Below are 23,627 nucleotides of genomic sequence, written 5' to 3' on the forward strand. Positions count from 1 at the left end.
TGAGTCTTAGCATTTGTATTAATTTCAGGTTTTGAGTCTTCTTTTTTACTATCATCTTTTTTAGTTTCTTCCGGTTTACTAGGTTCAGTATTATTGGTTGAAACTTTAAGCACTTGACCAGGCTTAATGATATTAGAAGATAAATTATTTAAGGCTCTTAATTCAGGAATACTAATACCATACTTTTTGGCAATTAAATACAAATATTCGCCATGTTTTACAGTATGAGTATTAGCTGTTTGGTTAATCTGATTGCTATTAGAAGTTTCAGAGGCGGCAGCAGCATCATTATCTGTAGAATTTGTGGATTCTTGAGTGGTTCCAGAAACTTTAAGTACTTGGTTAGGATGAATTAACTCACTCGTTAAGCCATTTAAAGCTTTAAGTTGAGCGACTGTCATTCCGTATCTACGAGAAATGAGTCCTAATGACTCCCCTTTTTTCACCGTATAAGTTCCTGTCGATTGATTTCCGTTATTTTGTTGATTAGAAAGATCTGAGCCAGATTGCTTTATAATTTTAGAAGCTTCATCTTCAATATCCTTAATATTATGATTTGAATTTTTAGAATCTTCGAACAATATTTGGTCATATTGGGTTAGATTATACATGCTAATCAGGTTATTTAATTTACCACCATAACGAGTATCCGTAGCATAACGTCCAGTTAAATGAGCGGTGGCATCCTTGTAGGAATTTGTATTTGAAAAACGAGCACCTGCATAATATTCCCTGCGCCAGGTTGAATCTTTACCTGTTAAAACATTCGCATAGTCTAACAAGGATTGCATATAACTTGGATATGCTTTAAATTTGGCTTTAACTCCTGAATAATTTCCTGTACCATCATCTTCCAGAGTATCCAGAGCAACCGAATTACCGTTATACGATCCTTTTACGCCAAATAAATTATAGTTAGGAGCTTTTGATAATTTAGAATTTCCCCAATTAGATTCCAAAGCTGCTTGGGCAATCATAACGGATGGATATAAATCATTCGCTTTTGCAATGGACTTAGACGATTCTGCAATCATAGCAATGAACTCTTGTGGACTATAATTATCAGACTTCAACTTAGTGACTACTTGAGTTGTTGCTCTTTCTTGATTAGCTACTACTTGTGAATTTGATTTTGCTTGCGGTGTAAAGTATAAGACGGTTCCAACAGGAATATTATATGAGCTCAGATTATTATAAGCCATTAATTGGTCTAGGGTTAAACCATTATTTCTTGCGAGTGAATATAAGGTATCACCTTGTTTTACTGTGTGTGAAGCGGAAGTTGGATTTGAAAGAGAAGTTTGATTTGAAAGATTGGAAGTATGTTGAGAATTTTCAGCTGGCTTAGCTAATGCGCTTTGAATAGATTCAATTTCAACAGCATCTATTTCAGGCGTAACTTCTTGCTTTTCATTGTCAATATTTAAACTAGATTCAATTTTTGAAATTTCGTCAATTTCTTGACTAGTAACGAGACTTTGATCAGAACTGTTGGCTTCTTGAGCTAGCACAAAATCAGCAGATTGCATGGTGATGGCCATTGCTAAGAGCGAGGTTGATAAAGCAACCCATTGTCCTTTTCGTTTGTGTAAAAGCTTGCGTTCCAAAGGGCACACTCCCCCTATCTATAAATTTTCACAATTAATTCTAACATTCTTTATCCTTGACTGTATTTCAAAACCATTACAATATGACTACATTGTAGTGATATATAAGAATTGCAACATAAAAAAGCGCCCAAGCGCTTTTTCTAATTATAAGTTATCCAATAAATTCTTTAATTTCTTCAATTGGCATTGAAGAATCACATTTTACCTTTACTTCTCCTTGTTTAGCCACCAAAAATCCTGGGACTGTTTTAATATTGTATTTATCACGAAATTCAGCTAAACCTTGATCTGCTTTATTTTCAGAATTGACAAAAAGAATTTCTTGATTACTTTCATCAATTATTTCTTTTAATTTCAGGATAAATTTACGACAATATGGACAAGTTGGACGACCAACAAATACTGGCTTTTCTTTGTCTGCTGCCAAATATTCCCCTGCTTGATTAGCTGTAACAGTCTCAAATGATTTATTAATTATTTCCATGAACTCTACTTCATTAATACTCATCTATATTCCTCCTATTTGTAATAAGTATAAGACAAATTATGGCTTAATAAAAATATTCTGCTCATGGCCTTAATCTAGATGTAGGTGTTCTATATTTTTTTTATGACGATATCTTTGAATTAAATCAGGAATTAAAATTATCACACCAATTACCACGAAAGTAATGGCTATTAGGTAGGCCGCACGACTCTCCCCTGTATCAGGTAATTTAAGCGAAGATTTTGAAGCCGACTTGTCTTCTTTTTTAGGAGACTTTTTGGCTTTATTATTATTTGAATCAGCTAATGTTTTGGCCTTAGATGGTTTGTTTGATTCATGACTACTAAGTTTATCTTTGATTGCTTGTAATTGCTGATTACGAACCGACCTCTTATTACTAGATTCATCATCATTAATTTCTTGAGGATTTTCCTGAGTTGAGCTATGGTCTGTGCTACCACTTTCTTCATTAGCTATCACTTTGCCCTCAATCACTCGATTGATATATTCATCATAAAACCCTGTGCTTGTAAAATCATTTGCGACCCACTGACTAGTTTGGTCATCATAAAATACTAATTTTATTTGATATTTACTTTGAAAAGTTTGAATTGCTTGTAAACTTTTTTCTTGGTCTAAGTTATTAGAATTTAAATATTGAAGTAATATCTCTTGGATTTTTATAAATACTTCCCGATTAATTTGAAAAAAGTAATGAAACTGATCCTCTTTTAATTGAATAATTTCATGATATGCCTGGTTATACCGATGGTCATCTTGATCATCAAGATAATATCTCTGCGCAAAATGAGCTAAGCTTTCTATGTCTGATAAGGATAATTCGCGGGCATAGGAATATTCATAGTATGCATTTTGATCTAAACGGATGAGTTCTTTACCTTTTAAAATTTTATCCAACTCTTCTTGACTCATAAATAAATTAAAAATTTCGTAAATTTGCTGAAAACTAACTTTACTATAAGCTTTGGGAACAATAGCTTGCATTGTTTGATCTAGATTGACTAGGATATCTTCTAAGGAGCCATTGTTTGTATCAAAAATTATTCGCTCGTCCAGTTTAAATGGAACAGAATAAGCGTAGAGTTCACAAGCGTTGTTTTCACTTTGTTCTTGATTTATATAACTTGATTGATTTTCTAATTCCTCTAGTCGATATATAGCTTGATTATATTCATCTTCAATGAGTTTTTGCTGGTGAACTAGATAATCGATTTCTGCTTGAACTTCGCTAAGATAGGTCTGCCATTCTTGCACACGACTATCTTGGACTAAATATTTTTCTTGACTTGATGCATCGAGTTCAAGAAAACCTGTTTGTTCCTGACTTAATTCATCATAGACCGTCTCAAGGATGTGGTCTAAGCCTGCTTGGGCAGCTTGTCGAGAATAGTCAGGGTTTTGTTCAAGATCTTCAATCGCTAAGGTTATTTCATTATGTTGGTTTACTAAGTTCGTTATTTCTGTTTCTAAGGTTTTAATTTCACTGCTTGCTTGATTATCTTGATAAACATTTTCTCTCTTCTGATTAAAAAAATTTAAACAGTAATCTTTATCAATCGCTTTCTCTTGAATATGTTGCGTTAACCGATAGGGCTTAGGAACCTGATTTATATTTTCTTGAGCATTTATATTATTCGTTATGAATGATGAAGTTATTAAAAGACTTAAACTAAAACTATATATTTTTTTCATGGAACACCTCCTATGTATAAATACAAAAATAGGTGGTAATTCCTTTTATTTAATTAAAAAAGCTCAGATTATTAATCTGAGCTTTAAGTTTTATTTAATCCAAATATTCAACGACCTGAACTTTATTTGTATAAGTCTGCATCCGATATACAAAATCATCAAAATATGCTTGGGCATCGGCTAAACCATAGTCTGCTCCGTCTATCAGTGCAACCACTTGTCCTGTATAGTCGCTGTAAGAGCCAGCATTATAGGTAGGCATAAGCCGTAATCGATCAATCTTACATTCTTTAGTTTCTTTATTAAAGGCATATCTTACTTCAATAATGCTACCTAATTTATTTTCTATATTTACTTGACCACTGATGAAATTACCATGGGAAAAAATCCCAGCTTGGCTCTCATTATAATTAATAAATGGTTGGACTACATGAGGATGCCCTCCCAGTACGAAATTGGCACCAGCATCCCGAGCTAAACGAAAGGTTCTTAGTTGGTAATCAGCCGGTAAGTATTCATATTCCTCGCCAGTATGGAACATAACCATGGTAATATCGGTTTGGTCGGCTAATGCTTTAATTTCTTGGGGAAAGATATCCTCATCAATTAAAGAGAATAAATAGCCTTGGTCTTCTGAAATAGTGTTCCCATTTGCATCTCTAGCATAAGAAAGAAAGCCGACTTTGGCCCCTTTACTTTCAATAATACGGGGCTTTTGTGCATCTTCCCAACTCTCATAGGAGCCCACATACATCATATCTCTGGCTTTTAAGGCTTGAATTGAGTCATAAGCCCCTTCTGCCCCCCAATCGAGAGTATGATTTGTTGCGTTGTTAACAATGTCTACTCCGACATGTTTCAGACTATCAATAATCTCAGAAGGAGCATTGAAGGTCGGATAGCCCGCAAGGGGCAAATGGTCTCCTGCTGCAATCACTTCAAGATTTGCTGTAGTAATATCAGCATTTTCAAGGTATTTTTTACTGGTTCAAACATATAATCAAAATCAAATCCATCCTCAGTTGCGGCAGCTTCATAAACATCAGTATGAATTAAGATATCGCCAATGGAACGAATAGTAATATATTCGATATTTTTATCTTCAGCAAAAACTATTTGTGGGCTCAGCGTCATTGATACAAGCATAAATATGCAGAAAGATTTAATATATTTTTTCATAGAAACTCCTATTCTATTTCAATTAAAAGGTCACCAGCAACAATTTGTTCTTTTTCCTGACAATGAATTGCTTTAATATGGCCTGCTTTTGGAGCTCGAATTGCAGTTTCCATTTTCATAGCCTCTGTTATCATCAAAACTTGATTGGATTCGACCGCTTGGCCTTGTTTAACTTCTATTTTATATACACTTCCTGGCATTTGAGCCCCAATATGGTTAGGATTTTCTGAATCTGCTTTAGGTCGAACTTTAAGGCCTGTTTGAGCATTCTGATCTTGAACTATGACTTGTTCAGGCATGCCATTTAAATTAAAGTAAACGGGCCGTTGACCGGTTTCATTGACAGGTCCGATGGAAGTCAATTCAATTAAGAGGGTTTTGCCCTCTTCTAAGACTACTGCAATTTTCTCATAGGGTTTAAGACCATAGAAGAAAGTTGGGCTGTCTAAGACAGTGACTTGTCCATATTCATCTACAAACTTGAGATAGTCTTTGTAAACTTTAGGATATAGTGCAAGACTCAATAAGTCATGGTCTTCTATCTCATTATAAGCCTGTTGGCTTAAACTTTGACGAGCTGCTTCAAAGTCATAATCGTCTAATAATGAACCGGGTCTAGCCTCACTATAAGTTTGTCCTTTGAGGACTAGTTGGCGTAAGGCTTCATTCATGCCTCTGGCTGGTTGGCCAATTTCACCTTTGAAAAAGGATACCACTGAATCAGGGAAATCTAATGTCTTTCCTTTTTCAAATAAAGAATCTTCATCCAATTTATTTTGTACCATGAACAAAGCCATATCCCCCACTACTTTTGAAGAAGGAGTGACTTTGACTATGTCTCCAAATAGAAGATTGACTCGATGATACATTTCCAATACTTCATCGAATTGGTCGCCTAAATTCATAGACTGGGCTTGCATTTGAATATTTGAGTACTGACCGCCAGGCATCTCATAGTCATAAACCTTAGTCCAGGCAGATTTTAAATTTGATTCAAAGGGTTGATAATAATTACGGGTTATTTTCCAATAATTACTTAAAGACTCATTGGCCTGAGTATCGATTTTTAGCTGACGATCATTGCCTTGGCGGGCATAGAATAAACTATTCGTATTTGGTTGTGAATTTTGTCCAGACAATGCGGCATTTGCTGTATCCACAATATCAACGCCAGCATCAATGGCCCGTGAATAGGTCATAATTCCATTACCAGTAGTATCATGCGTATGGAGGTGAATCGGCATTTTGACTTCTGATTTTAAAGCTTTAATCAATTGATAAGCGGCTTCTGGTTTCAAGAGGCCTGCCATATCTTTAAGGGCTAGAACATGAACACCTTGTTTTTCGAGCTCTTTAGCTAATTTAACATAATAATCTAAGGTATAAACTTTAGACCGATTTGGATTCAAAATATCACCGGTATAGCAAATGGTCCCTTCGACCAGTTTGCCAGTTTCTAAGGCCTTTTCAATTGGTAATTTTAAGGACTCTAACCAATTTAAAGAGTCAAAAATCCGAAAGACGTCAATACCTTGTTTGGCAGATTCCGCAATAAAAGTCGCCACCAAATTGTCGGGATAATTTTTATACCCTACGGCGTTTGAGGCTCTTAATAACATTTGAAAAGGGATATCTGGAATTGCTTGTCGTAGGACTTGTAGACGTTGCCAAGGGCTTTCTTTTAAAAAGTTATACGCCACATCAAAAGTTGCCCCACCCCACATTTCTAGAGAAAAATAATCTTGCATAGTTTCGTTCATAAATGGAGCCACTAGCAACATATCACTTGTTCTTAATCGAGTTCCTAACAATGACTGGTGGGCATCCCGTAAGGTTGTGTCCGTTAGAAGGGGTGTTGACTCAGCCAAAATCTTCTCTACAACAGCTTGGGGACCAGCTTGATCAAGTAAATGTTTATATGATTGCTCTTGATGTTTATGACGTAACCAACGTTTACCTGGCCGATCCAAAGATTCTTTATGGAGTTGATACTGATGTCCTTCAACTTCGGGGACGATTCGTTTAGGAAAATCAGGTTTTGTTCCCTTTTTAATCCCTGGAAATCCATTAACTGAGACGTTGGCAATATATTTCAATAACTGAACGCCACGATTTCTTGGCGGAACAAACTCAAAAAGTTCTGGGTGATTATCAATAAAAGTGGTATCAAAATCACCTTGATTAAATTCAGGGTGTTTTAAAATATTCTCTAAAAAACGAATGTTGGTCTTGAGTCCAACCAAACGAATCTCACTCAAAGCACGTTGCATCTTTTCAATAGCGCCCTTCTTAGAGCGAGAATAAGAAGACACCTTAACTAATAAGGAATCGTAGAAGGGAGAAATCTGAGCCCCACCATAAGCATCCCCAGCATCAAGGCGGATACCAGCACCACCTGGTGAGTGGTATCCAATAATCTTACCAGAATCAGGGGAGAAGTTATTGAGCGGATCTTCCGTGGTAATTCGACATTGAATGGCAAAACCTTTTGCCTGAATGTCAGTTTGATGCGGCATATGGATGGCAGGCCCGAACAAGTCTTCTCCATCTGCGATCAAGATTTGACTTTTAACAATATCAATTCCAGTAATCAGTTCTGTCACCGTATGCTCAACTTGAACTCGTGGATTCACTTCGATGAAATAATAATCATCACCTGCTACTAGAAACTCGACCGTTCCTGCATTTTCATAACCAATATGGTTCATTAATTGTAAAGCCGCACGAGTCAATTTATCCCGCATACTTGGAGACAAGTTAAATGAAGGAGCGATTTCCACGACCTTTTGATGGCGCCGTTGAATTGAACAGTCGCGTTCAAATAAATGGACCAGGTTTCCATGTTGGTCGCCAATAATTTGGACTTCAATGTGTTTTGGATTTTCTACATATCGTTCCACATAAATAGAATCATCGCCAAACGATGTTTTGGCTTCTGATTTGGCTCGGTCATAAGCTTGTTCAAGTTCGTCGGCTTGACGAACAATGCGCATCCCCTTACCACCGCCGCCATTGACCGCTTTAATCATTATTGGATATCCATGTTCTTGAACAAAGGATTTAACTTCTGATAAGGACGCCACGCCTCCTTGAGAACCAGGAATTACAGGTAAATCAGCAGCTAGAGCAGTTTCTCTTGCTTGAGTTTTATTCCCGAACATTTGCAAATGTTTTACTTGAGGTCCAACAAAAATAATTCCCTCTTCAGCACATCTTTGGGCAAACTCTTGATTTTCTGATAAAAAACCGTAACCTGGGTGAATTGCATCCACACCTTTTTCCTTTGCTAAGTTTATAATCCCTTCAATATCAAGATAGGCCTCAATGGGACCTAAATCCTCACCAATTAAATAAGAATAATCGGCCTTTTGTCGGTGTAAGGCACCAACATCTTCTTTAGAATAGATTGCAATGGTCTCAATGCCTAGTTCGTGACTTGCCCTGATAATCCGGGTAGCAATTTCGCCCCGGTTAGCAATGAGTAATTTGTGGATTTTATTCATAATTTCCTCCTATCGGGCCTTCGGTCCATTTCCTAATTGTAAACAATTATAGCATAGTATCCCTTTGCATTATCACTAATAAATCGGTAACTGGTAAAAAGGAAAAAATATTCCCTAACTAATTTTCTTCTTGGATAAAATCAGTTACTTCTTAAGTAACTTAGAAAGTCAATAATCTAAGTTAATTCTTTAAGAATGGAATGTTTTATTTTTCTTCAATTAAGAATGTTTTTTTATAAGGTCCGCAAACTTATTTGATTCTTCAAGACCGTAGGCGCCAACATGAATTTTTGTTCTTTTTTTCTCTTGTCCTAGCAAGAAATCTATATGTTCTTGACTTAAAGAGACATCATCACTTAGTCGTAAATCATCAACTTTAAAAGGAACACTAGTTAAAATAATTTGATCAAGATGTAAGCCATCTTTAACGAGGTCTTTTAATTTAGTGATGGAAGGAAAGACTAGCATGATGGTTTGATGCTTATCTTTTAAGAGTGGTAATTTAGTAATGGCCTGTTCTTGAGAATAATACCGACACTGAACATCACCAGCAATTGCCACTTCGATAAGTCCTTGTTTGAGCTTATCATTTACTAATTCATTATCCACGATAATGATTAGTTGTCCTTGAAATTCATGAAACCAACGTAAGCCAATTTGTCCATGGACATAATGGTCATCAACTAAAGCGATTATCTGCTTGGACATTTCTGCCCCTCCTTTTATTATCATTAACTTGCCAAATCATAATACAAAAACATAAAAACTGCAATATTTAGTCATGAGAATTGTCACCATTACTTATCTTTTATAGTATACTAGTTATAAGAATTAAGGATAAGGAGTATCAAATATGTTTCGTTTAACAAATCAAGTGAGTCAAAATCCCTTATTTACTGCCTTTGATATTGAAAAGAACAAATTAAACCATGTAAATGGACGTTTGATGGTTCTAAATAAAGCGAAAAGTCAAATTCTTTTTCGATTTGACCATCCAGTTAATTTAATCGAAGACAAAGGCTTGGCTTTGTTAGTTATAACTGATAACCCCCATGATCCTTCTAGCTTTCGTAAATATATCTTGAAAGGTGCGGTTCAAATCCGTCCTGGTAACTACTTTAATATTTTAGCCTTATCACAAACTAGCCAAGTCCTTCTCCTTCCCCAACAGAAAGACCATCCCCAACAAATTAAATTAGACTTTATTTTTGCAAGTAATATGGATTTTGAAGGACAGGTTCATTATTTTATGCCGCTTTCAATGACCTATGAATTTATCCGCGAGAATGAATCTTTAGTAAACCCCTTCCCCAATTTTTGGCATCTTTTAATCCTTGATCATGGTCAAATAACTTTAAAGCATAATCAGATGAATTTATCTCTTAATGATTCCCAATACGTTTTTTTACCACCTAACCAAGATTACAATTTGTTGGGTGTATCTAAACAAAGTTCTTATATCCTCCTACCCTTTACCAGCAAAATAGACTACCACTTTGATTCTGGAAAAATATTGACATTGAATCAAGTAAATAAGGACCTTATCCAGGAAATTATTGACTTACTTGCTTTATCTGCTCTTGACTATTTACAAAAAGCTAAAGTCTTCGCTCTATTCCAACTTGTTTTTATCAATCTCATTTCAAATAAAAATGAGAGACAAATTTTAAATAATACGACTAAGATGAAAGAAAAATCTGATAATAAAGCCTTTGAACTCATGGATACCTACATTAAACAAAATCTAGATAAAAACATTCAAGTAGCAGATCTAGCCAATTTATTTAAACTATCTCGGTCTACCCTCCAACAACTCTTTAATACCTATGTTAATATGACCCCCAAGCAATATATTAACCATTTACGTTTAAGTGAATCTAAGCGACTTATTCGTGAGTCTACTTTGTCTTTATCAGAGATTGCGTTGCAACTAGGGTTTGGATCTATCCAGTATTTTTCCCGTGCCTTTTCCCATGAATTTGGTATGAGCCCTTCCGCCTATGCCAAACAAAAATTTCAATGAGTTCATTCAAAAATTAAAATCAAGAAAAAAATAGACTATGTTCCTTTCACTGTAGAGGTGAACCGGACATAGTCTATAAAATTTATCTATGCTTATGCTAACTTAGCTAATAAATCTGGGCGGAAGCCATTAAAAGCAGGCTCATCATCTGCTTCAACAACTGGAACAGATTGAAAACCAAGGGCTTGGACATGTTCTAGTGCACTGGCATCTTCAAAGATATCAACGGATTTATAAGAAATTCCTTTATCATCTAAATATTTCTTTGTAAAATTGCATTGCATACAATTTGGTTTTGAATATACGGTAACCATATTTAATTCCTCATTTCATTAAAAATACTATAGTAGTATTTTAGCTTATTATGCAGAACTAAACAAGATGTATGGTTTAATTAGGTTAAAAAACACAATATATAGGGCACTTCTAGTGTTAAAACCTATTAGCACTAGAAGTAATCCATAGATTATGTAAGAAAGTTGTTATCAATTTTAATTCTATTCTTCACTCGTATTCAAGTTTTCTAATTCTTCATAGAGATCCGTCGTACTTAAATGTGTTATCTCATCCCTTTGATGGGAATTGACAATCCGGCCCCGGTGTAAGACCAAGATTTGATCAGCATACTTAATGGCATCAGCTAAGTGGTGGGTAATCATTAAGGTCGTTAAGTGAAAATCCCGCACCATAGTCTGGGTAATTTCCATGACTTGCCGGGCCGTCCGTGGATCTAGCGCAGCAGTATGTTCATCTAATAATAGAAGTTCTGGCTGTTTTAAAGTCGCCATTATTAAAGAAATAATTTGCCGTTGTCCTCCTGATAAGAACTCAATCGGAACATCGAGGCGATTTTCAAGGTCTAAATGAAATTTACTTAAATAATTAGCTAAGTCACTTTCCTTCTTTTTTGATAATGATAAAGCTAAACCGCGTTTTTCTCCCCTCTTCTCAGCCAATACGAGGTTTTCGAAAACAGTCATCCGTGGTGCCGTACCATGACTGGGGTTTTGGAATACTTGGCCAATTTTTGAGACAACTTTAGAAAGTGACATTTGATCGATTCTTTGGCCCGAAAGATAAATTTCTCCACTGTTAATATCAATTTGCCGGGTCAAAGCATTAAACAAGGTCGATTTACCCGCGCCATTCGTACCAATAATAGCAGTAGTAGACCCTTCTTCGATGGAAAAATTAACTTGGTCTAGAGAGGTAATAAGGCCCCCCGTTTTACGTTGGAAATTTTTGCTCACATTCTTAAAAATTACATGTGCCATTAGGCTTGCCCCTTTCTTTGTAAGCTATGTGGTAAGAAATAGCGAAACTTGGGTAAGGCTAAAAATACAGCTAAGACAAGGGCTGAGATAAGTTTGAAATCATTAGGATTTAAGCCCAATTGTAGGACAAATACCAAAATCAGACGGTATATAATTGCGCCCAAGACAATTGATATTAGGCGCACGAATAAAGTGACTTGTTTAGATAGTAAGAGTTCACCAATTACAATTGAAGCAAGAGCGATAACTACGGTGCCCGTCCCCATAGAAATATCAGTAAATGAGTTATCTTGTGAAATTAAAGCACCCGCTAAGGCGATTAGACCATTCGCAATCATTAGAGCTAAACAGGTCATAGATTTAGTTTTTATTCCGATAGATTGTGCCATCTTGGGGTTATCCCCCGTAGCGATCATGGCTTGACCAAGGTCAGTTCGGAAAAAGAATTGTAGGGCTAAAATTAGGATTAAACTGATTAAGAGACCAATAAAGAGTCGTTGGTAGTTTATATCTTCGATCCATGAAGCAATTAAACTATAAATCGTTTCTGAACCTCGGTAAGAGGCATTAGGTCGTCCCATAATCCGAAGATTAACCGAATATAAGCCTGTCATGGTTATGATTGATGCCAAAAGATCAGGTATATCAAATAAGGTGGTTAATAGGCCTGTCACTAGGCCAGCTAGCATCCCGAATAAAATAGATACCACTAGAACCAAAATCGGATGCATGCCCTGACTGGCAAACATAACGGAAGCAGCCGCTCCAATCGTAAAGGAAGCTTCAGAAGTTAAATCAGTGAATCTTAAGATTCTGAAGGAAATATAGAGTCCCATACCCATAATTCCCCAAAGAATCCCTTGGATTAAAGCAGAAAAATAAATAGTCATTCTTACTCACCTGCCACTGAGGTGACTTGGTCTTTTATTTCACCTGGCACCTTTAAGCCCAATAATTTAAGCGAATCTTCATTGACTAATACCTTGTAATCCTCAATATATTCGATGGGTAGTTGACCAATTTCTTGGCCACCTAAAACCTTACCTGCAAATTCAGCCGATTTTAGACCAATATCTTTTTGTTTAATTGCGGTACCTGCCACCGCTCCAGATCCAATCATTAATTCAACCGGTGAAAAAATCGGTTTTTTAGCTCGGTCTGTTACTGAAATGAGTGAGTCAAAGGCAGAGGCGATGGTATTATCAGAACCAATAAAGATTAAGTCTGTTTCATTAGCTAGTTTCTCAGCCACTGTCTGCATATCTAAGGCAGAAGAAATAGCTTGGACTTGCACCTCGAAACCTTGGCCTTCAGCAGCTTTTTGAGCTTTTTCAATTTCTGCCTTGGAATTGTCTTCTGAAGAAGAATAAATCATGCCTACTTTTTTAGCGTCTGGGACCATGGTCTTAATTAATTTAAACTGTTCTTCCATAGGAATTTGGTCGGAAATTCCTGAGATGTTAGCTCCAGGTTTTTCTAAAGAATCAATTAAATTAGCTGCCTCAGGATCAGTAATACCAGCTAAGATAATTGGAATATCAGAGGTCGCATTTTGTAAGGCTTGAGCCACGGGCGTTGTAATCGCAAAAATTAAATCAGGTTTTTGAGACGTTACTTGCTGAGAAATAGTGGTTAGTAAGTTCATGTCCCCTTCTGCATTTTGAAAATTTATATCAAGATTTTCTCCTTCTTTGTAGCCTTGGTCAGCAAGACCCTCGATAACACCTTCATGAATTTGATCTAAGGAAGGATGTGAGACTAATTGAACAATTGCAACAGATAAATGGTTATCCTCTGCTGAAACAAATGAAGGGAGACTCATCAAGACAAGACATAAGGCCAATAATAAGCTCATTAATTTGGATATTTTCATTTTAATCCTCTTTCTATTCTATGAACGCAAAGAAAAAAAGCTAGCACAATCTATGTGTTAGCTCAAAATAACTTATGGGGGCTACCACATAGAATTCATAAATCTACGTGGTAAACGAAATAGCCACATAGATACAACTGCAGTCAAACTGGGTTGTATCCATGAATATGCTCCATGTTTACAACCTATCTATGCCAGCCTTGCCAACGGTTTAAATGGTTAATAAGAACATGTTTCATATTCGTGACTTCCTTTCTTTTTAATATTATTATCATAATCAGCTTTCAGCTTCTTGTCAAGGGTGGACTTCACTAGCAATTTGATTTAATCCATAGAAAACAAAATATTCTTGCTTAAACTTAATTCATGCTATAATCATAGTTAAGTCAAAAGGAGGTCACACCAATGTCATTTGATGGATTTACGACCCATATTATCAGTCAAGAACTCAGACAGGCTCTTATCGGAGGACGTCTGTCTAAAATATACCAACCTTATGAACAGGAGCTCCAGTTTGCCATCCGTAATCAGGGGCAAAACTACCGGTTAAATGCTTCGATTCACCCAGTCTACTATCGACTCCATCTCACCCAAGAGAAATCATCCAATCCTCAACAAGCACCCATGTTCTGCATGATCTTAAGAAAACACTTAGAAAACGCCCAAATCTTGGATATTTATCAACAAGATAACGACCGGGTGGTTGTCATGGAACTTTCTGGCCGGGATGAACTTGGCGATTTAAATACCTATCAACTCATTTTTGAGTTGATGGGCCGCCACTCTAATATTCTCTTGGTCAATCCGCAAAAACAAACCATTATCGACTGCATCAAGCATGTGCCGGCTTATTTAAATTCTTACCGGGTCCTTCAAGCAGGAGCCCCCTATCAAGCTGCACCGACCGATGACCAACAAGTCAATTTGATGGACCAGCCTGAAAATAAACTTAAAGATTTTGTTGACCAAGCTAAAATACCGATTCTAGAAGGTCAAGCCGGACACTTTATTCAAGGCTTAGGCAAACTGGGACAGGAAAGTCTAGCAGGTCTGATCATAGAAAGTGGCCGAGTCCAAACTGCACTTGAATCCTTTATCGACCAAGTAAAGTCACCCCAATACCTACTCCTTGAGAAAAAGGATAAGCTATTCTTTTACTTTATGAATCCGGATCCGTCTTCCTATCAAGTCATTGATTCCTTTGATTCCATGTCTAGCCTCCTTGATAAGTATTATAATCAAAAGGCCAAGCAAGACCATATCAAACAAATCTCAGGCAACTTAATTCAAAAGGTTAAGCAAGTTTTAGATAAAAATAAGGGGAAATTAAAGAAATTAGCTAAGGATTATCAAACTGCTGCTAATGCCGAAGACTACCGGATTAAGGGGGAACTCTTGTCTGCTTACGGTCACCAAGTCCAAAAAGGTCTGACCCAAGTTGACCTGCCCAATTATTATGAGGACAATCAACCACTAATTATTGCCCTAAATCCAGCCAAGTCTGCTATTGAAAATAGCCAGGCCTACTTTAAACGTTATTCCAAATACCGGGATTCTCTTCGTTTTATCAAAACTCAAGAAGAAAAAACTAACCAGGAAAATGATTATCTGGAAAATGTCCTAGTCCAAATCCAACAAGCGGATATTGAAGATATTGATGATATCAAAGCAGAACTACAAGACCAAGGTTACGTCAGCAAGGACAAGCAGAAACTAAAGAAACGGGCCAAGTCCAATTCTAAGCTCCGCCGCTATAAGTCATCAGACGGCGTTATGATTTATGTGGGCCGCAATAACAAACAAAACGACCAACTCAGTCTCAAACAAGCTGCCAAGAACCACTGGTGGCTCCATACTAAGAATATTCCCGGCGCCCATGTCATCATTGAGTCCGACAAGCCGTCCGACCGGACGATTACCCAGGCCGCCCAGATTGCTGCTTACTACTCTAAGTCTCAAGGGTCTAGCAATGTGCCGGTGGATTTAGTTCAGGTCAAACACTTACGAAAACCCAATGGAGCCAAACCTGGCTTTGTCATCTATGAGGGCCAACATACTGTCTTCGTGACACCTGAGGAAGCAGAGATTGAGGCCTTAAAAGTTAAATAAGTTGAAATGACCACTTCAATCGGATAATTTTCTGATTAAAGTGGCCTTTTTCTATATGCTTTTTGCCTACTTATTCCATATTATCAACTAACCACTGGCTAGCCTCTTCTTCCAGCTGGCGGGTTTCTTGATCAAGCAGCAAAGGGGCCTCAGGATATAGCTCACCTTTAGGCCCAGCGATGTAACCATCGGCAAATTGCAGCCTAAAGCTATCCTTTACCTTCTGATTGTCCGCTGGCTTGTCCCCCATATGTAAGGCCACATAGTTGGTCTCGAAATCATTGGCGATATCTAATTGTAGCTTAGCACTGTCCTCGGCCGACATATTAGGATTGACCAAATCCGTCAAAATACTTTCTTGGCTAGCCATTAATTGACTGGTAAAATCTCTAAACCCTTCATTAGCTGGGGCTAGCGCTATACCTGAATATACTGACCTGAATTTTAATATCAATATATAAACAAAAAAGTCGCCAACTAGGTTTCATCCTAGTTAGCGATTATTAATTAAGATTCAATTTTTATTATTCTTCAGTGAAGGCTTCAGTCAATGGTGGAATAATTTGTTTCTTCCGTGACACTACCCCTGGTAAGTCAATTTGTTGTTCTTTCAAACTTTGTTTAAAAGCTTTTTCAGCTAGACTAGCTTTATTGCCTGCGACCAAACCAATGGAATTTGAATCTAAAACATCAGTCGCTACAAATAAGAATAAACTTAAGTCATCTTGAGCGACTGCTTTTTCCATTTCAGCTAACAAGGCCGCCTTCCGGTCAAGAATTTCATCAAAGCCGATAATATTAACTTGACCAACGCGGATCTTTTGATCATCCATTTCGAAATTCTTGGCGTCGCCATTTAAAATTTGATCTTCACTTTGGCTAGCAATATTGGTACCTGCTTTCAATAATTCTAGTCCATATTCGTTAAGGTTAACTTCAGCAATCTTAGCTAACTCATTAGCAATATCGATATCTTCCTTGGTACAAGTTGGTGATTTCAATAAGAGTGTATCTGAAATGATAGCAGATAACATAAGACCAGCAATGGCTTGTGGAATATCAATATCTTTTTCCTGGAACATCTTGTATAAAACAGAAGATGTAGAGCCAATTGGTTCAGCCCGATAATATAAAGGTTGGCCTGTATTGAAGCCGAAAATCCGATGGTGGTCTACTACTTGAATTACAGTGACTTGGTCAAGATCGTCCACTGATTGAATGGGCTCATTATGGTCCACTAAGACAACTTCTTCAACTTCATCTGCAACTGAGGAAACAATGCGGGGTAGCGAAACTTTAAAATAATCAAAAGCAAATTTACTTTCGTCATTGGCTTTGCCTAAGGCCACTGCTTCGGCCTCTTCACCGATGCGTTCTAAATAATAAGCCATCGCTACGGCAGCTGATAATGCATCTGTATCAGGATTTTTGTGTCCAAATACTAATTTTTTTCCCATTAATATGAGCCTCCTAAATATTCTTACATACTATTTATCTACTATTTTAGTACATTATGCTTCTTCAAGCAATAACAAAGGTGATTGTCTAAGAACTAAGACCTGACCTAATTTATCTAATTGGTCTAGACTAGATCCATTAGCCAAACGATCAGACTTAGGAACTTGGCGGGCTTGAATCGTAACCACAAAACCAGTGTCACCCGTGACCTCTAGCATCTGATCTAAATCTTGAATGAGAGCCGCAGATAAAACGCGGTGGGGATTATTCTTTAATTCTTTCAGCATCAAAATGCCTCGACTGCCCCGTCTAGCGTCCGCAATAATTTGATTGTCAAAGCGTTTAATATTGCCTCGTTGTGTCATGAGAATAATTTGAGCTTGGCTTTCCATACCTTGGTTATCCAATAGAAAAGCAGCTAAATAGTCATCCTTCTTAAGATTAATAGCAGTCACGCCTTGAGCTTTCAAGCCATATTCAGAAACCTCGGTTAATGGATACCGTAAACTATAGGATTTCTCCGTTAAGAGAATTACCTGGGCCACCGTATCCTGTTTCACTGCTGCCACACCGATAATTTCATCCGTCTCAGTTTTCATTTTCATCGCTTGACTTGGCCGTGACTTGTATGTCCGATAGCTGACAAAATCTGTCAATGGTGTTTTCTTAATCATACCTTCTTTGGTGGCCATGACCAAATATTGATCTTTATATTCTGCTAGTTCTTGGTCATTAATATCCCGACTTGCTGGACTGACAAAGACCACCTGTTCTCCGTCGGTTAAGTTGTATTGTTGAGATAAGTGCATGCCTAAATCTTTCCAACGAATATCTGGTAATTCATGGACCGGTAGATGGATATATTGTCCCTTATTTGTGATTAAGACGAGGGCTTGATAAGTGGACAACTCTTGAGCAAAAATAACATAATCGAGCTCGCGCACCCCTAAATCCATGGTGTCCGATGTCGCAAAAGAGCGTAGACTAGTCCGTTTAATATACCCTTCTTTAGTTACAGTAACCATCACTTGTTCTTCATTGACTAGGAGGCTTTGTTCAATATTAATCTCTTCAATTTCGACTTCAATTTGAGTTCGACGTGGCGATGGGAAGGCCTTTTTCACAGCTTTTAATTCATTAATTAAAGTGGCTTTTAAACTTTTATCCTTAGAAAGAATATTATGGTACATACCAATTCGTTCGTTTAACTCAAGTCGTTCGTTCTGTAAAGCAACAATATCGGTATTGGTCAAACGATATAGTTGCAAGGATACTATGGCTTCAGCCTGGTCTAGGGAGAAATCAAATTCCTTGGCTAAGTTTTCCTTAGCATGACTTTTAGATTCGGATTGGCGGATGGTTGCAATTACTTGGTCAAGAATTGACACCATGTAAATCAAACCGTCGACGATATGAAGGCGGGCTTGGTCTTTATTCAAGGAATACTGGGTCCGGCGGAGAATAACTTCTTTTTGATGGGCAATATAGGCTTCTAACATATCAATTAAGCCGACTTCATGAGGGCGTCGTTGATTGATCGCAATCATATTAAAATGATAGTTAATCTGTAAGTCAGTATTTTTAAAGAGATAGTTCAGAATCTGCTCAGCATCCGCTTCCCGCTTAATTTCAATGACCAAGCGAGTCCCATTTCGGTCTGATTCATCGCGAACATCGGCCATTCCTTCGACTTTTCGTTGAATTCGTATATCATCTATCCGTTGAATCAGCTTGGACTTATTCACTTCATAAGGTAATTCAGTAATAACAATTTGAGATTTTCCGCCTTTAAGACTCTCAATCGTCGAAGTGGACCGTAAAACGATTTTACCATGACCAGACTTATAGATTGCTTTAAGCCCTTTAGCCCCTTGTAAGATGGTACCGGTAGGAAAATCAGGCCCTTTAATAAACTTCATTATATCAGCCAAAGTATAAGTATCATGGCTTAACATGTAAACGGCAGCATCGATGACTTCCCCTAGATTATGGGGTGGAATCTCGGTCGCATAACCTGCGGATATCCCAGTAGCCCCATTGACTAAGAGGTTTGGAAACCGAGCTGGCAATACCATAGGTTCTTCTAAAGAATCATCAAAATTTAGAGCATAATCTACCGTGTCCATATGGATATCACGGAGCAATTCCATGGCAATTTTGGACAAGCGCGCTTCAGTGTACCGCATGGCGGCAGCTGGATCGCCATCCATAGACCCATTATTTCCGTGCATATCGATTAAGGGCTGCCGGTTCTTCCAGTCTTGACTCATTCGTACCATGGCCTCATAAACAGAGGAGTCACCATGAGGGTGGAAATTACCAATGACGTTACCCACAGTTTTGGCTGACTTACGATAAGGATTATCCGCGGTATTTCGGTCTTCATACATGGCATAGAGAATCCGTCTTTGAACAGGCTTCAGACCATCGCGAATATCAGGAAGAGCCCGATCTTGAATAATATACTTGGAGTAGCGACCAAAGCGATCCCCCAAGATATCTGAAAATGTTAATTCTTCGATATTTTGATTATTAGCTTGCATGGTCTACTCCTCTCCAAATAAAGACATTTGTTCTTGATTGTCATCAGTATCGGTTGATTCCTCAAAAGCTTGATCTTGATCCATGGCTGTGATGGCCTCATCTTGTAGGTCCGCTAAGCCTGGCCCCTTACTGGAATCATTCAACAAGGTATCTTCTTCATCTAAGGTGAATTTAACATTATCCTCAATCCACTTCCTCCGTGGTTCGACCTTGGCTCCCATCAGAGTAGTTAACCGTCTTTCAGACAAGGCTGCATCTTCAACCGTCACCCGGATTAACAAGCGAGTATCAGGATTCATCGTTGTATCCCAGAGTTGGTCGGCATTCATTTCTCCTAAGCCTTTGTAACGTTGTAAGATATAACCTTTTCCAATCTTCTGAGTCGCTACTTTTAATTCCTCATTCGTCCAAGCATATTCTATCTTTTCTTTCTTTCCAGAGCCCTTAGATATTTTATAAAGAGGTGGCATAGCTAAATAAACTTTACCAGCTTCTAGTAAAGGTTTCATATAGCGGTAGAAAAAGGTTAATAACAAGACCTGAATATGAGCCCCATCGGTATCCGCATCGGTCATGATAATCACTTTATCATAATTAATATCCTCAATATTAAAATCAGCCCCTACCCCAGCACCGATTGTATAAATCATAGTATTAATTTCTTCATTCTTCATAATATCAGTAATAGAAGCTTTTTCAGTATTAATAACTTTCCCTCGTAATGGTAGAATAGCTTGATAGCGCGGATTTCGCCCTAATTTGGCTGAACCCCCAGCTGAATCTCCCTCGACTAGATATAGCTCATTCATTTTAGCATCTTTGGATTGGGCTTTAGTTAATTTTCCAGAAATAAGTCGTTCCTGTTGTGAACGCTTTGCTCCCGATCTTGAGGCATCCCGGGCCTTACGAGCAGCCTCTCGAGTATTCCGAGCTTTAACTGCCTTACGTAAAAGTTCTTGGGCTTGCGGTCCATTTTCATTTAAGAAGAGGGTTACTGCCTCGGTTACAAAGTTATCAACTAAGGAACGAGCTTTAGGTGTTCCCAATTTTTCCTTAGTTTGGCCTTCAAATTGCAGATAAGCTTCAGGGACCCGAATCGACAAGACGGCTGCGATTCCTTCCCGAATATCAGATCCATCCAAATTTTTATCTTTTTCTTTGATTATACCGGTCCGCCGTCCATAGTCATTAAAGGCCTTGGTCAAGCCGGTCTTAAAACCGGTTTCATGGGTTCCCCCCATAGATGTTCTAACGTTATTGGCAAATGACATGATTGTTTCGGAGTAGCCATCATTGTATTGAAAGGCAAACTCAATTTCAAAATCGTCCACCGTACCAGAAGCATAGGCCGTGTCTGAAAAAGTATGCTTCTCTTCATTAAGGTATTTAATAAAATCTTTGAGTCCCTCTTCATAATGGAAGGTTTCTTCCTTATCACTCCGTTCATCTGTAATTTCAATCGTGAGTCCTTTTAACAGGAAAGCAGATTCGCGTAAGCGTTCAAGAATAGTCTCATACTTAATACTATTGGCACCAAATATTTTAGCATCTGGCATAAAATGAACTTGAGTACCTGATTCATTCTTTTGCTTATTTGGAATTTTCTTGAATTTTCCCTCAGGATGGCCCCCATCTTTAAAATTCATTTCATAGGTGTAACCATCACGTTTAACTTGAACTGTCAACCAGGATGATAAAGCATTAACCACTGAGGCTCCTACCCCATGGAGGCCACCGGCTGATTTATAGCCGCCTTGGCCAAATTTTCCTCCAGCATGGAGGACAGTAAAAATTACTTGGATGGTTGGAACCCCAGAAGCATGCATTCCAACTGGCATACCCCGGCCATTATCAGTCACCCGGATTGACCCATCTTTTAGTAACTCAACTTTAATCGCATCACAATAACCTGATAAGGCTTCGTCAACTGAATTATCTACGATTTCATACACTAGGTGGTGTAGGCCACGATGGTCGGTGGAACCAATATACATACCGGGCCGTTTACGGACCGCATCCAAACCTTCTAAAATCTGAATGGACTGGTCATCATAATTAGCATTGGTCTTATTTACCATGATTCACCTCAATTGTTTCTTTCTTTATCTTATTTATTCACAAAGCTAAGCATAAAGCTTCGCTATTTATAATAACCTAAAAATTAAAATTTTCAAACCTTGTCTTTTGTGATAAAATTGTACTAAATAAAAAGGGGGGACAATTATGAATATAATTATCTTACACATTTTAGTAATTTTATTAGCTTATTGTATTGGTTCGATTCCAACAGGGCTATGGTATGCTCAATATGTTCATCATCAAGATATTAGACAACTTGGCTCTGGAAATTCTGGGGCAACTAATATTGGTCGTAACTTTGGCCTTAAAGCCGCCGTCATTGTGACCGTCATAGATGTACTTAAAGGACTCATTCCAACAGTGCTAGCCGGCTGGATATTTGCTGAAAGTCCAGCAGCCGTTATGTTGACCGGTTTAGCCGCTGCCTTAGGTCATGCCTACCCAATATGGGCAGAATTTAAGGGGGGTAAAATGGTAGCTACTTCATTCGGGGTTCTGGCCGGCTTTAACATTTGGTTAGGCATTATTGCTGCCATAGTCCTATTTTTGTTTATGTTCTTATTTTCAATTGTTTCCTTTGCAGCCATGACCTCTTTTTATATTGGTGTCATCCTAGTTGCGTGTTTTGCCCATTCTTGGATTTATGTCATTGGCTTCACCCTACTCTGGTGTCTTCTACTTTTCCGCCACGAAAAGAACCTTAAAGCCTTGGCTAAGAATGAAGAACGTGTCATGTCTTTTGGGCTTCATCTATATGAGAAAACAATTTATCCCCTCATTAAAAATTATTTATATGAAAATGTAGAAGTCGATGACCTGGCATAAATACAAATAAATCCCTAGTTAGAAAGACGATATAATCCGTCTTTCTAACTAGGGATTTTTTTACTGTTTCTTAAGTTCGAGCGTGAAGCCATGAATATTCATCGCTTGGGGCTCTAAAGCGGTCATTTCTTGTTTCTCTTCAAGAATACCTGAGGCATTATTTCGGTCAGGCAGACCAGTCCAAGGTTCGATTGCAATTAATTTTGCTGGTTTAGGATAAGGATACCAAACACCTAAATAATTCATTTCATTCGGCTTTACTAAGATTTCTACCCCGTGTGCTCGGTCAGTTAAGCGGACTTGGGTCCGTTTAGAAATCTGAAACACATAGGTATCAATATTAAACTTGGCCTTTTGTACGGGATTAGCTGGTAAATCTTCGTATTTGGCCTTATTGTGTGTCATTAAACCGTGACGGTTGACAGGAATCCTCAAATATTTAGCTTCAGGTACAAAATCTAAATCTAAGTCAGCAAAATCTTCTGTACCTGGATCCATGGCGACATTGAAGGCAGGGTGTCCCCCTAAGGCATAATACAAGGTTTCTTTATGAGAGGTATTTAATACCTCATAAGAAACGGTCACATGGTTGTCACTCAGGATATAGGTTACCTGTAAGGAAAAATCAAAAGGATAAATTTCCTTGGTAGCCGGGGAGCTTTTTAAATAAAAGGAGGCTGAGTTTTCGGTCACACTCTGTGTATAAAACTCCATGTCACGAGCAAAACCATGTTTATTGGGTTTAAAAATTTGGTCTTGATAGGAATAGGTACCTTTTTTTAACTTACCAATAAAAGGGAAAAGAATTGGAGCTTGTCCCTTCCAAATATCAGGATCCCCTTGCCAAAGAAATTCAAAGCCTGATTTATTATCGATAATAGAGGTGATTTCGGCCCCTACTTCTCGGATAGTGATTGTTAGAACTTCATTTTTTAATTCAATCACAAGGT

19 protein-coding genes are annotated in these 23,627 nt (G+C 37.8%); 3 read left to right on the forward strand and 16 right to left on the reverse strand.

The genetic code is table 11. The features are described from left to right. The 7 genes from HMPREF9257_RS03725 to HMPREF9257_RS03755 all read right to left on the reverse strand — a co-directional run. On the reverse strand, positions 1-1,607 hold a 1,607-nt coding region (locus tag HMPREF9257_RS03725), incomplete at its 3' end, for a muramidase family protein (RefSeq protein WP_006418415.1). 154 nt (positions 1,608-1,761) lie between these two features. After that, positions 1,762-2,118, reverse strand: a complete 357-nt coding sequence (locus tag HMPREF9257_RS03730) for a DUF6568 family protein (protein ID WP_006418515.1) — start codon at positions 2,116-2,118, stop codon at positions 1,762-1,764. Between the two features lie 69 nt (positions 2,119-2,187). After that, positions 2,188-3,810 (reverse strand): hypothetical protein, encoded by a 1,623-nt coding sequence (locus HMPREF9257_RS03735; protein WP_006418347.1) that lies wholly within the window; start codon positions 3,808-3,810, stop codon positions 2,188-2,190. 94 nt (positions 3,811-3,904) lie between these two features. Continuing rightward, the gene (locus tag HMPREF9257_RS03740) at positions 3,905-4,747 is read right to left on the reverse strand and encodes a CapA family protein (protein WP_006418133.1); all 843 of its coding nucleotides are present in this window, start codon (positions 4,745-4,747) and stop codon (positions 3,905-3,907) included. Further along, on the reverse strand, positions 4,744-4,989 hold the full coding sequence (locus HMPREF9257_RS03745; protein ID WP_040466680.1) for a hypothetical protein: 246 nt from the start codon (positions 4,987-4,989) through the stop codon (positions 4,744-4,746). Before HMPREF9257_RS03745 ends, HMPREF9257_RS03740 begins: the two co-directional genes overlap by 4 nt. A gap of 8 nt (positions 4,990-4,997) precedes the next feature. Further along, positions 4,998-8,492, reverse strand: coding sequence for a pyruvate carboxylase (locus HMPREF9257_RS03750; RefSeq protein ID WP_006418394.1), 3,495 nt, complete (start codon positions 8,490-8,492; stop codon positions 4,998-5,000). A 219-nt stretch (positions 8,493-8,711) separates the two neighbouring features. Beyond that, entirely contained in the window at positions 8,712-9,200 is a 489-nt protein-coding gene (locus HMPREF9257_RS03755; protein WP_006418598.1) for a PTS sugar transporter subunit IIB, read from the reverse strand. A gap of 145 nt (positions 9,201-9,345) precedes the next feature. Between HMPREF9257_RS03755 and HMPREF9257_RS03760 the strand changes: the two genes are divergently transcribed. Beyond that, entirely contained in the window at positions 9,346-10,515 is a 1,170-nt protein-coding gene (locus HMPREF9257_RS03760) for a helix-turn-helix domain-containing protein (RefSeq protein WP_006418241.1), read from the forward strand. A gap of 92 nt (positions 10,516-10,607) precedes the next feature. Here HMPREF9257_RS03760 and nrdH read toward each other — a convergent pair whose 3' ends face one another. The 4 genes from nrdH to HMPREF9257_RS03780 all read right to left on the reverse strand — a co-directional run bounded on the left by nrdH (position 10,608) and on the right by HMPREF9257_RS03780 (position 13,662). Next, positions 10,608-10,829, reverse strand: a complete 222-nt coding sequence (gene nrdH, locus HMPREF9257_RS03765; RefSeq protein ID WP_006418267.1) for a glutaredoxin-like protein NrdH — start codon at positions 10,827-10,829, stop codon at positions 10,608-10,610. A 183-nt stretch (positions 10,830-11,012) separates the two neighbouring features. Further along, positions 11,013-11,789, reverse strand: coding sequence for an ABC transporter ATP-binding protein (locus HMPREF9257_RS03770; protein WP_006418354.1), 777 nt, complete (start codon positions 11,787-11,789; stop codon positions 11,013-11,015). Beyond that, positions 11,789-12,679, reverse strand: coding sequence for an ABC transporter permease (locus tag HMPREF9257_RS03775; RefSeq protein WP_006418255.1), 891 nt, complete (start codon positions 12,677-12,679; stop codon positions 11,789-11,791). The genes HMPREF9257_RS03770 and HMPREF9257_RS03775 overlap by 1 nt, the downstream gene beginning before the upstream one ends. A gap of 2 nt (positions 12,680-12,681) precedes the next feature. Continuing rightward, a complete protein-coding gene (locus tag HMPREF9257_RS03780) occupies positions 12,682-13,662 on the reverse strand; it encodes an ABC transporter substrate-binding protein (RefSeq protein WP_006418449.1) in 981 nt (326 codons plus the stop codon). A gap of 405 nt (positions 13,663-14,067) precedes the next feature. On the opposite strand from HMPREF9257_RS03780, the gene HMPREF9257_RS03785 reads away from it, so the two are divergent. Continuing rightward, positions 14,068-15,771, forward strand: coding sequence for an Rqc2 family fibronectin-binding protein (locus tag HMPREF9257_RS03785; RefSeq protein WP_006418581.1), 1,704 nt, complete (start codon positions 14,068-14,070; stop codon positions 15,769-15,771). Between the two features lie 70 nt (positions 15,772-15,841). Here HMPREF9257_RS03785 and HMPREF9257_RS03790 read toward each other — a convergent pair whose 3' ends face one another. From HMPREF9257_RS03790 to parE, 4 genes are all read right to left on the reverse strand, one after another. Beyond that, on the reverse strand, positions 15,842-16,141 hold the full coding sequence (locus HMPREF9257_RS03790; RefSeq protein WP_155857449.1) for a hypothetical protein: 300 nt from the start codon (positions 16,139-16,141) through the stop codon (positions 15,842-15,844). A 154-nt stretch (positions 16,142-16,295) separates the two neighbouring features. Next, positions 16,296-17,228, reverse strand: coding sequence for a manganese-dependent inorganic pyrophosphatase (locus HMPREF9257_RS03795; protein WP_006418411.1), 933 nt, complete (start codon positions 17,226-17,228; stop codon positions 16,296-16,298). A gap of 54 nt (positions 17,229-17,282) precedes the next feature. Beyond that, positions 17,283-19,772, reverse strand: a complete 2,490-nt coding sequence (gene parC, locus HMPREF9257_RS03800; RefSeq protein ID WP_006418537.1) for a DNA topoisomerase IV subunit A — start codon at positions 19,770-19,772, stop codon at positions 17,283-17,285. Positions 19,773-19,775: 3 nt separating this feature from the next. Next, the gene (parE, locus tag HMPREF9257_RS03805) at positions 19,776-21,851 is read right to left on the reverse strand and encodes a DNA topoisomerase IV subunit B (protein ID WP_006418330.1); all 2,076 of its coding nucleotides are present in this window, start codon (positions 21,849-21,851) and stop codon (positions 19,776-19,778) included. A gap of 145 nt (positions 21,852-21,996) precedes the next feature. Between parE and plsY the strand changes: the two genes are divergently transcribed. Next, positions 21,997-22,677, forward strand: coding sequence for a glycerol-3-phosphate 1-O-acyltransferase PlsY (plsY, locus tag HMPREF9257_RS03810; protein WP_006418363.1), 681 nt, complete (start codon positions 21,997-21,999; stop codon positions 22,675-22,677). 60 nt (positions 22,678-22,737) lie between these two features. Here the strand turns inward: plsY and HMPREF9257_RS03815 are convergent, their stop codons facing one another. Further along, on the reverse strand, positions 22,738-23,622 hold the full coding sequence (locus tag HMPREF9257_RS03815; RefSeq protein WP_006418399.1) for an aldose 1-epimerase family protein: 885 nt from the start codon (positions 23,620-23,622) through the stop codon (positions 22,738-22,740). Positions 23,623-23,627 lie beyond the last annotated feature (5 nt).

Source organism: Eremococcus coleocola ACS-139-V-Col8 (genome assembly GCF_000183205.1).
GTDB lineage: Bacteria > Bacillota > Bacilli > Lactobacillales > Aerococcaceae > Eremococcus > Eremococcus coleocola.

What these genes read in the sequence shown, in the direction of transcription:
- HMPREF9257_RS03760 (WP_006418241.1), top strand. Translation starts at nt 9,346, where the DNA reads ATGTTTCGTTTAACAAATCAAGTGAGTCAAAATCCCTTATTTACTGCC.
- HMPREF9257_RS03795 (WP_006418411.1), bottom strand. Translation starts at nt 17,228, where the DNA reads ATGGGAAAAAAATTAGTATTTGGACACAAAAATCCTGATACAGATGCA.
- parE (WP_006418330.1), bottom strand. Translation starts at nt 21,851, where the DNA reads ATGGTAAATAAGACCAATGCTAATTATGATGACCAGTCCATTCAGATT.
- HMPREF9257_RS03750 (WP_006418394.1), bottom strand. Translation starts at nt 8,492, where the DNA reads ATGAATAAAATCCACAAATTACTCATTGCTAACCGGGGCGAAATTGCT.
- HMPREF9257_RS03755 (WP_006418598.1), bottom strand. Translation starts at nt 9,200, where the DNA reads ATGTCCAAGCAGATAATCGCTTTAGTTGATGACCATTATGTCCATGGA.
- HMPREF9257_RS03775 (WP_006418255.1), bottom strand. Translation starts at nt 12,679, where the DNA reads ATGACTATTTATTTTTCTGCTTTAATCCAAGGGATTCTTTGGGGAATT.
- HMPREF9257_RS03770 (WP_006418354.1), bottom strand. Translation starts at nt 11,789, where the DNA reads ATGGCACATGTAATTTTTAAGAATGTGAGCAAAAATTTCCAACGTAAA.
- HMPREF9257_RS03730 (WP_006418515.1), bottom strand. Translation starts at nt 2,118, where the DNA reads ATGAGTATTAATGAAGTAGAGTTCATGGAAATAATTAATAAATCATTT.
- HMPREF9257_RS03780 (WP_006418449.1), bottom strand. Translation starts at nt 13,662, where the DNA reads ATGAAAATATCCAAATTAATGAGCTTATTATTGGCCTTATGTCTTGTC.
- HMPREF9257_RS03785 (WP_006418581.1), top strand. Translation starts at nt 14,068, where the DNA reads ATGTCATTTGATGGATTTACGACCCATATTATCAGTCAAGAACTCAGA.
- HMPREF9257_RS03790 (WP_155857449.1), bottom strand. Translation starts at nt 16,141, where the DNA reads ATGGCTAGCCAAGAAAGTATTTTGACGGATTTGGTCAATCCTAATATG.
- plsY (WP_006418363.1), top strand. Translation starts at nt 21,997, where the DNA reads ATGAATATAATTATCTTACACATTTTAGTAATTTTATTAGCTTATTGT.
- HMPREF9257_RS03745 (WP_040466680.1), bottom strand. Translation starts at nt 4,989, where the DNA reads ATGAAAAAATATATTAAATCTTTCTGCATATTTATGCTTGTATCAATG.
- nrdH (WP_006418267.1), bottom strand. Translation starts at nt 10,829, where the DNA reads ATGGTTACCGTATATTCAAAACCAAATTGTATGCAATGCAATTTTACA.
- parC (WP_006418537.1), bottom strand. Translation starts at nt 19,772, where the DNA reads ATGCAAGCTAATAATCAAAATATCGAAGAATTAACATTTTCAGATATC.
- HMPREF9257_RS03735 (WP_006418347.1), bottom strand. Translation starts at nt 3,810, where the DNA reads ATGAAAAAAATATATAGTTTTAGTTTAAGTCTTTTAATAACTTCATCA.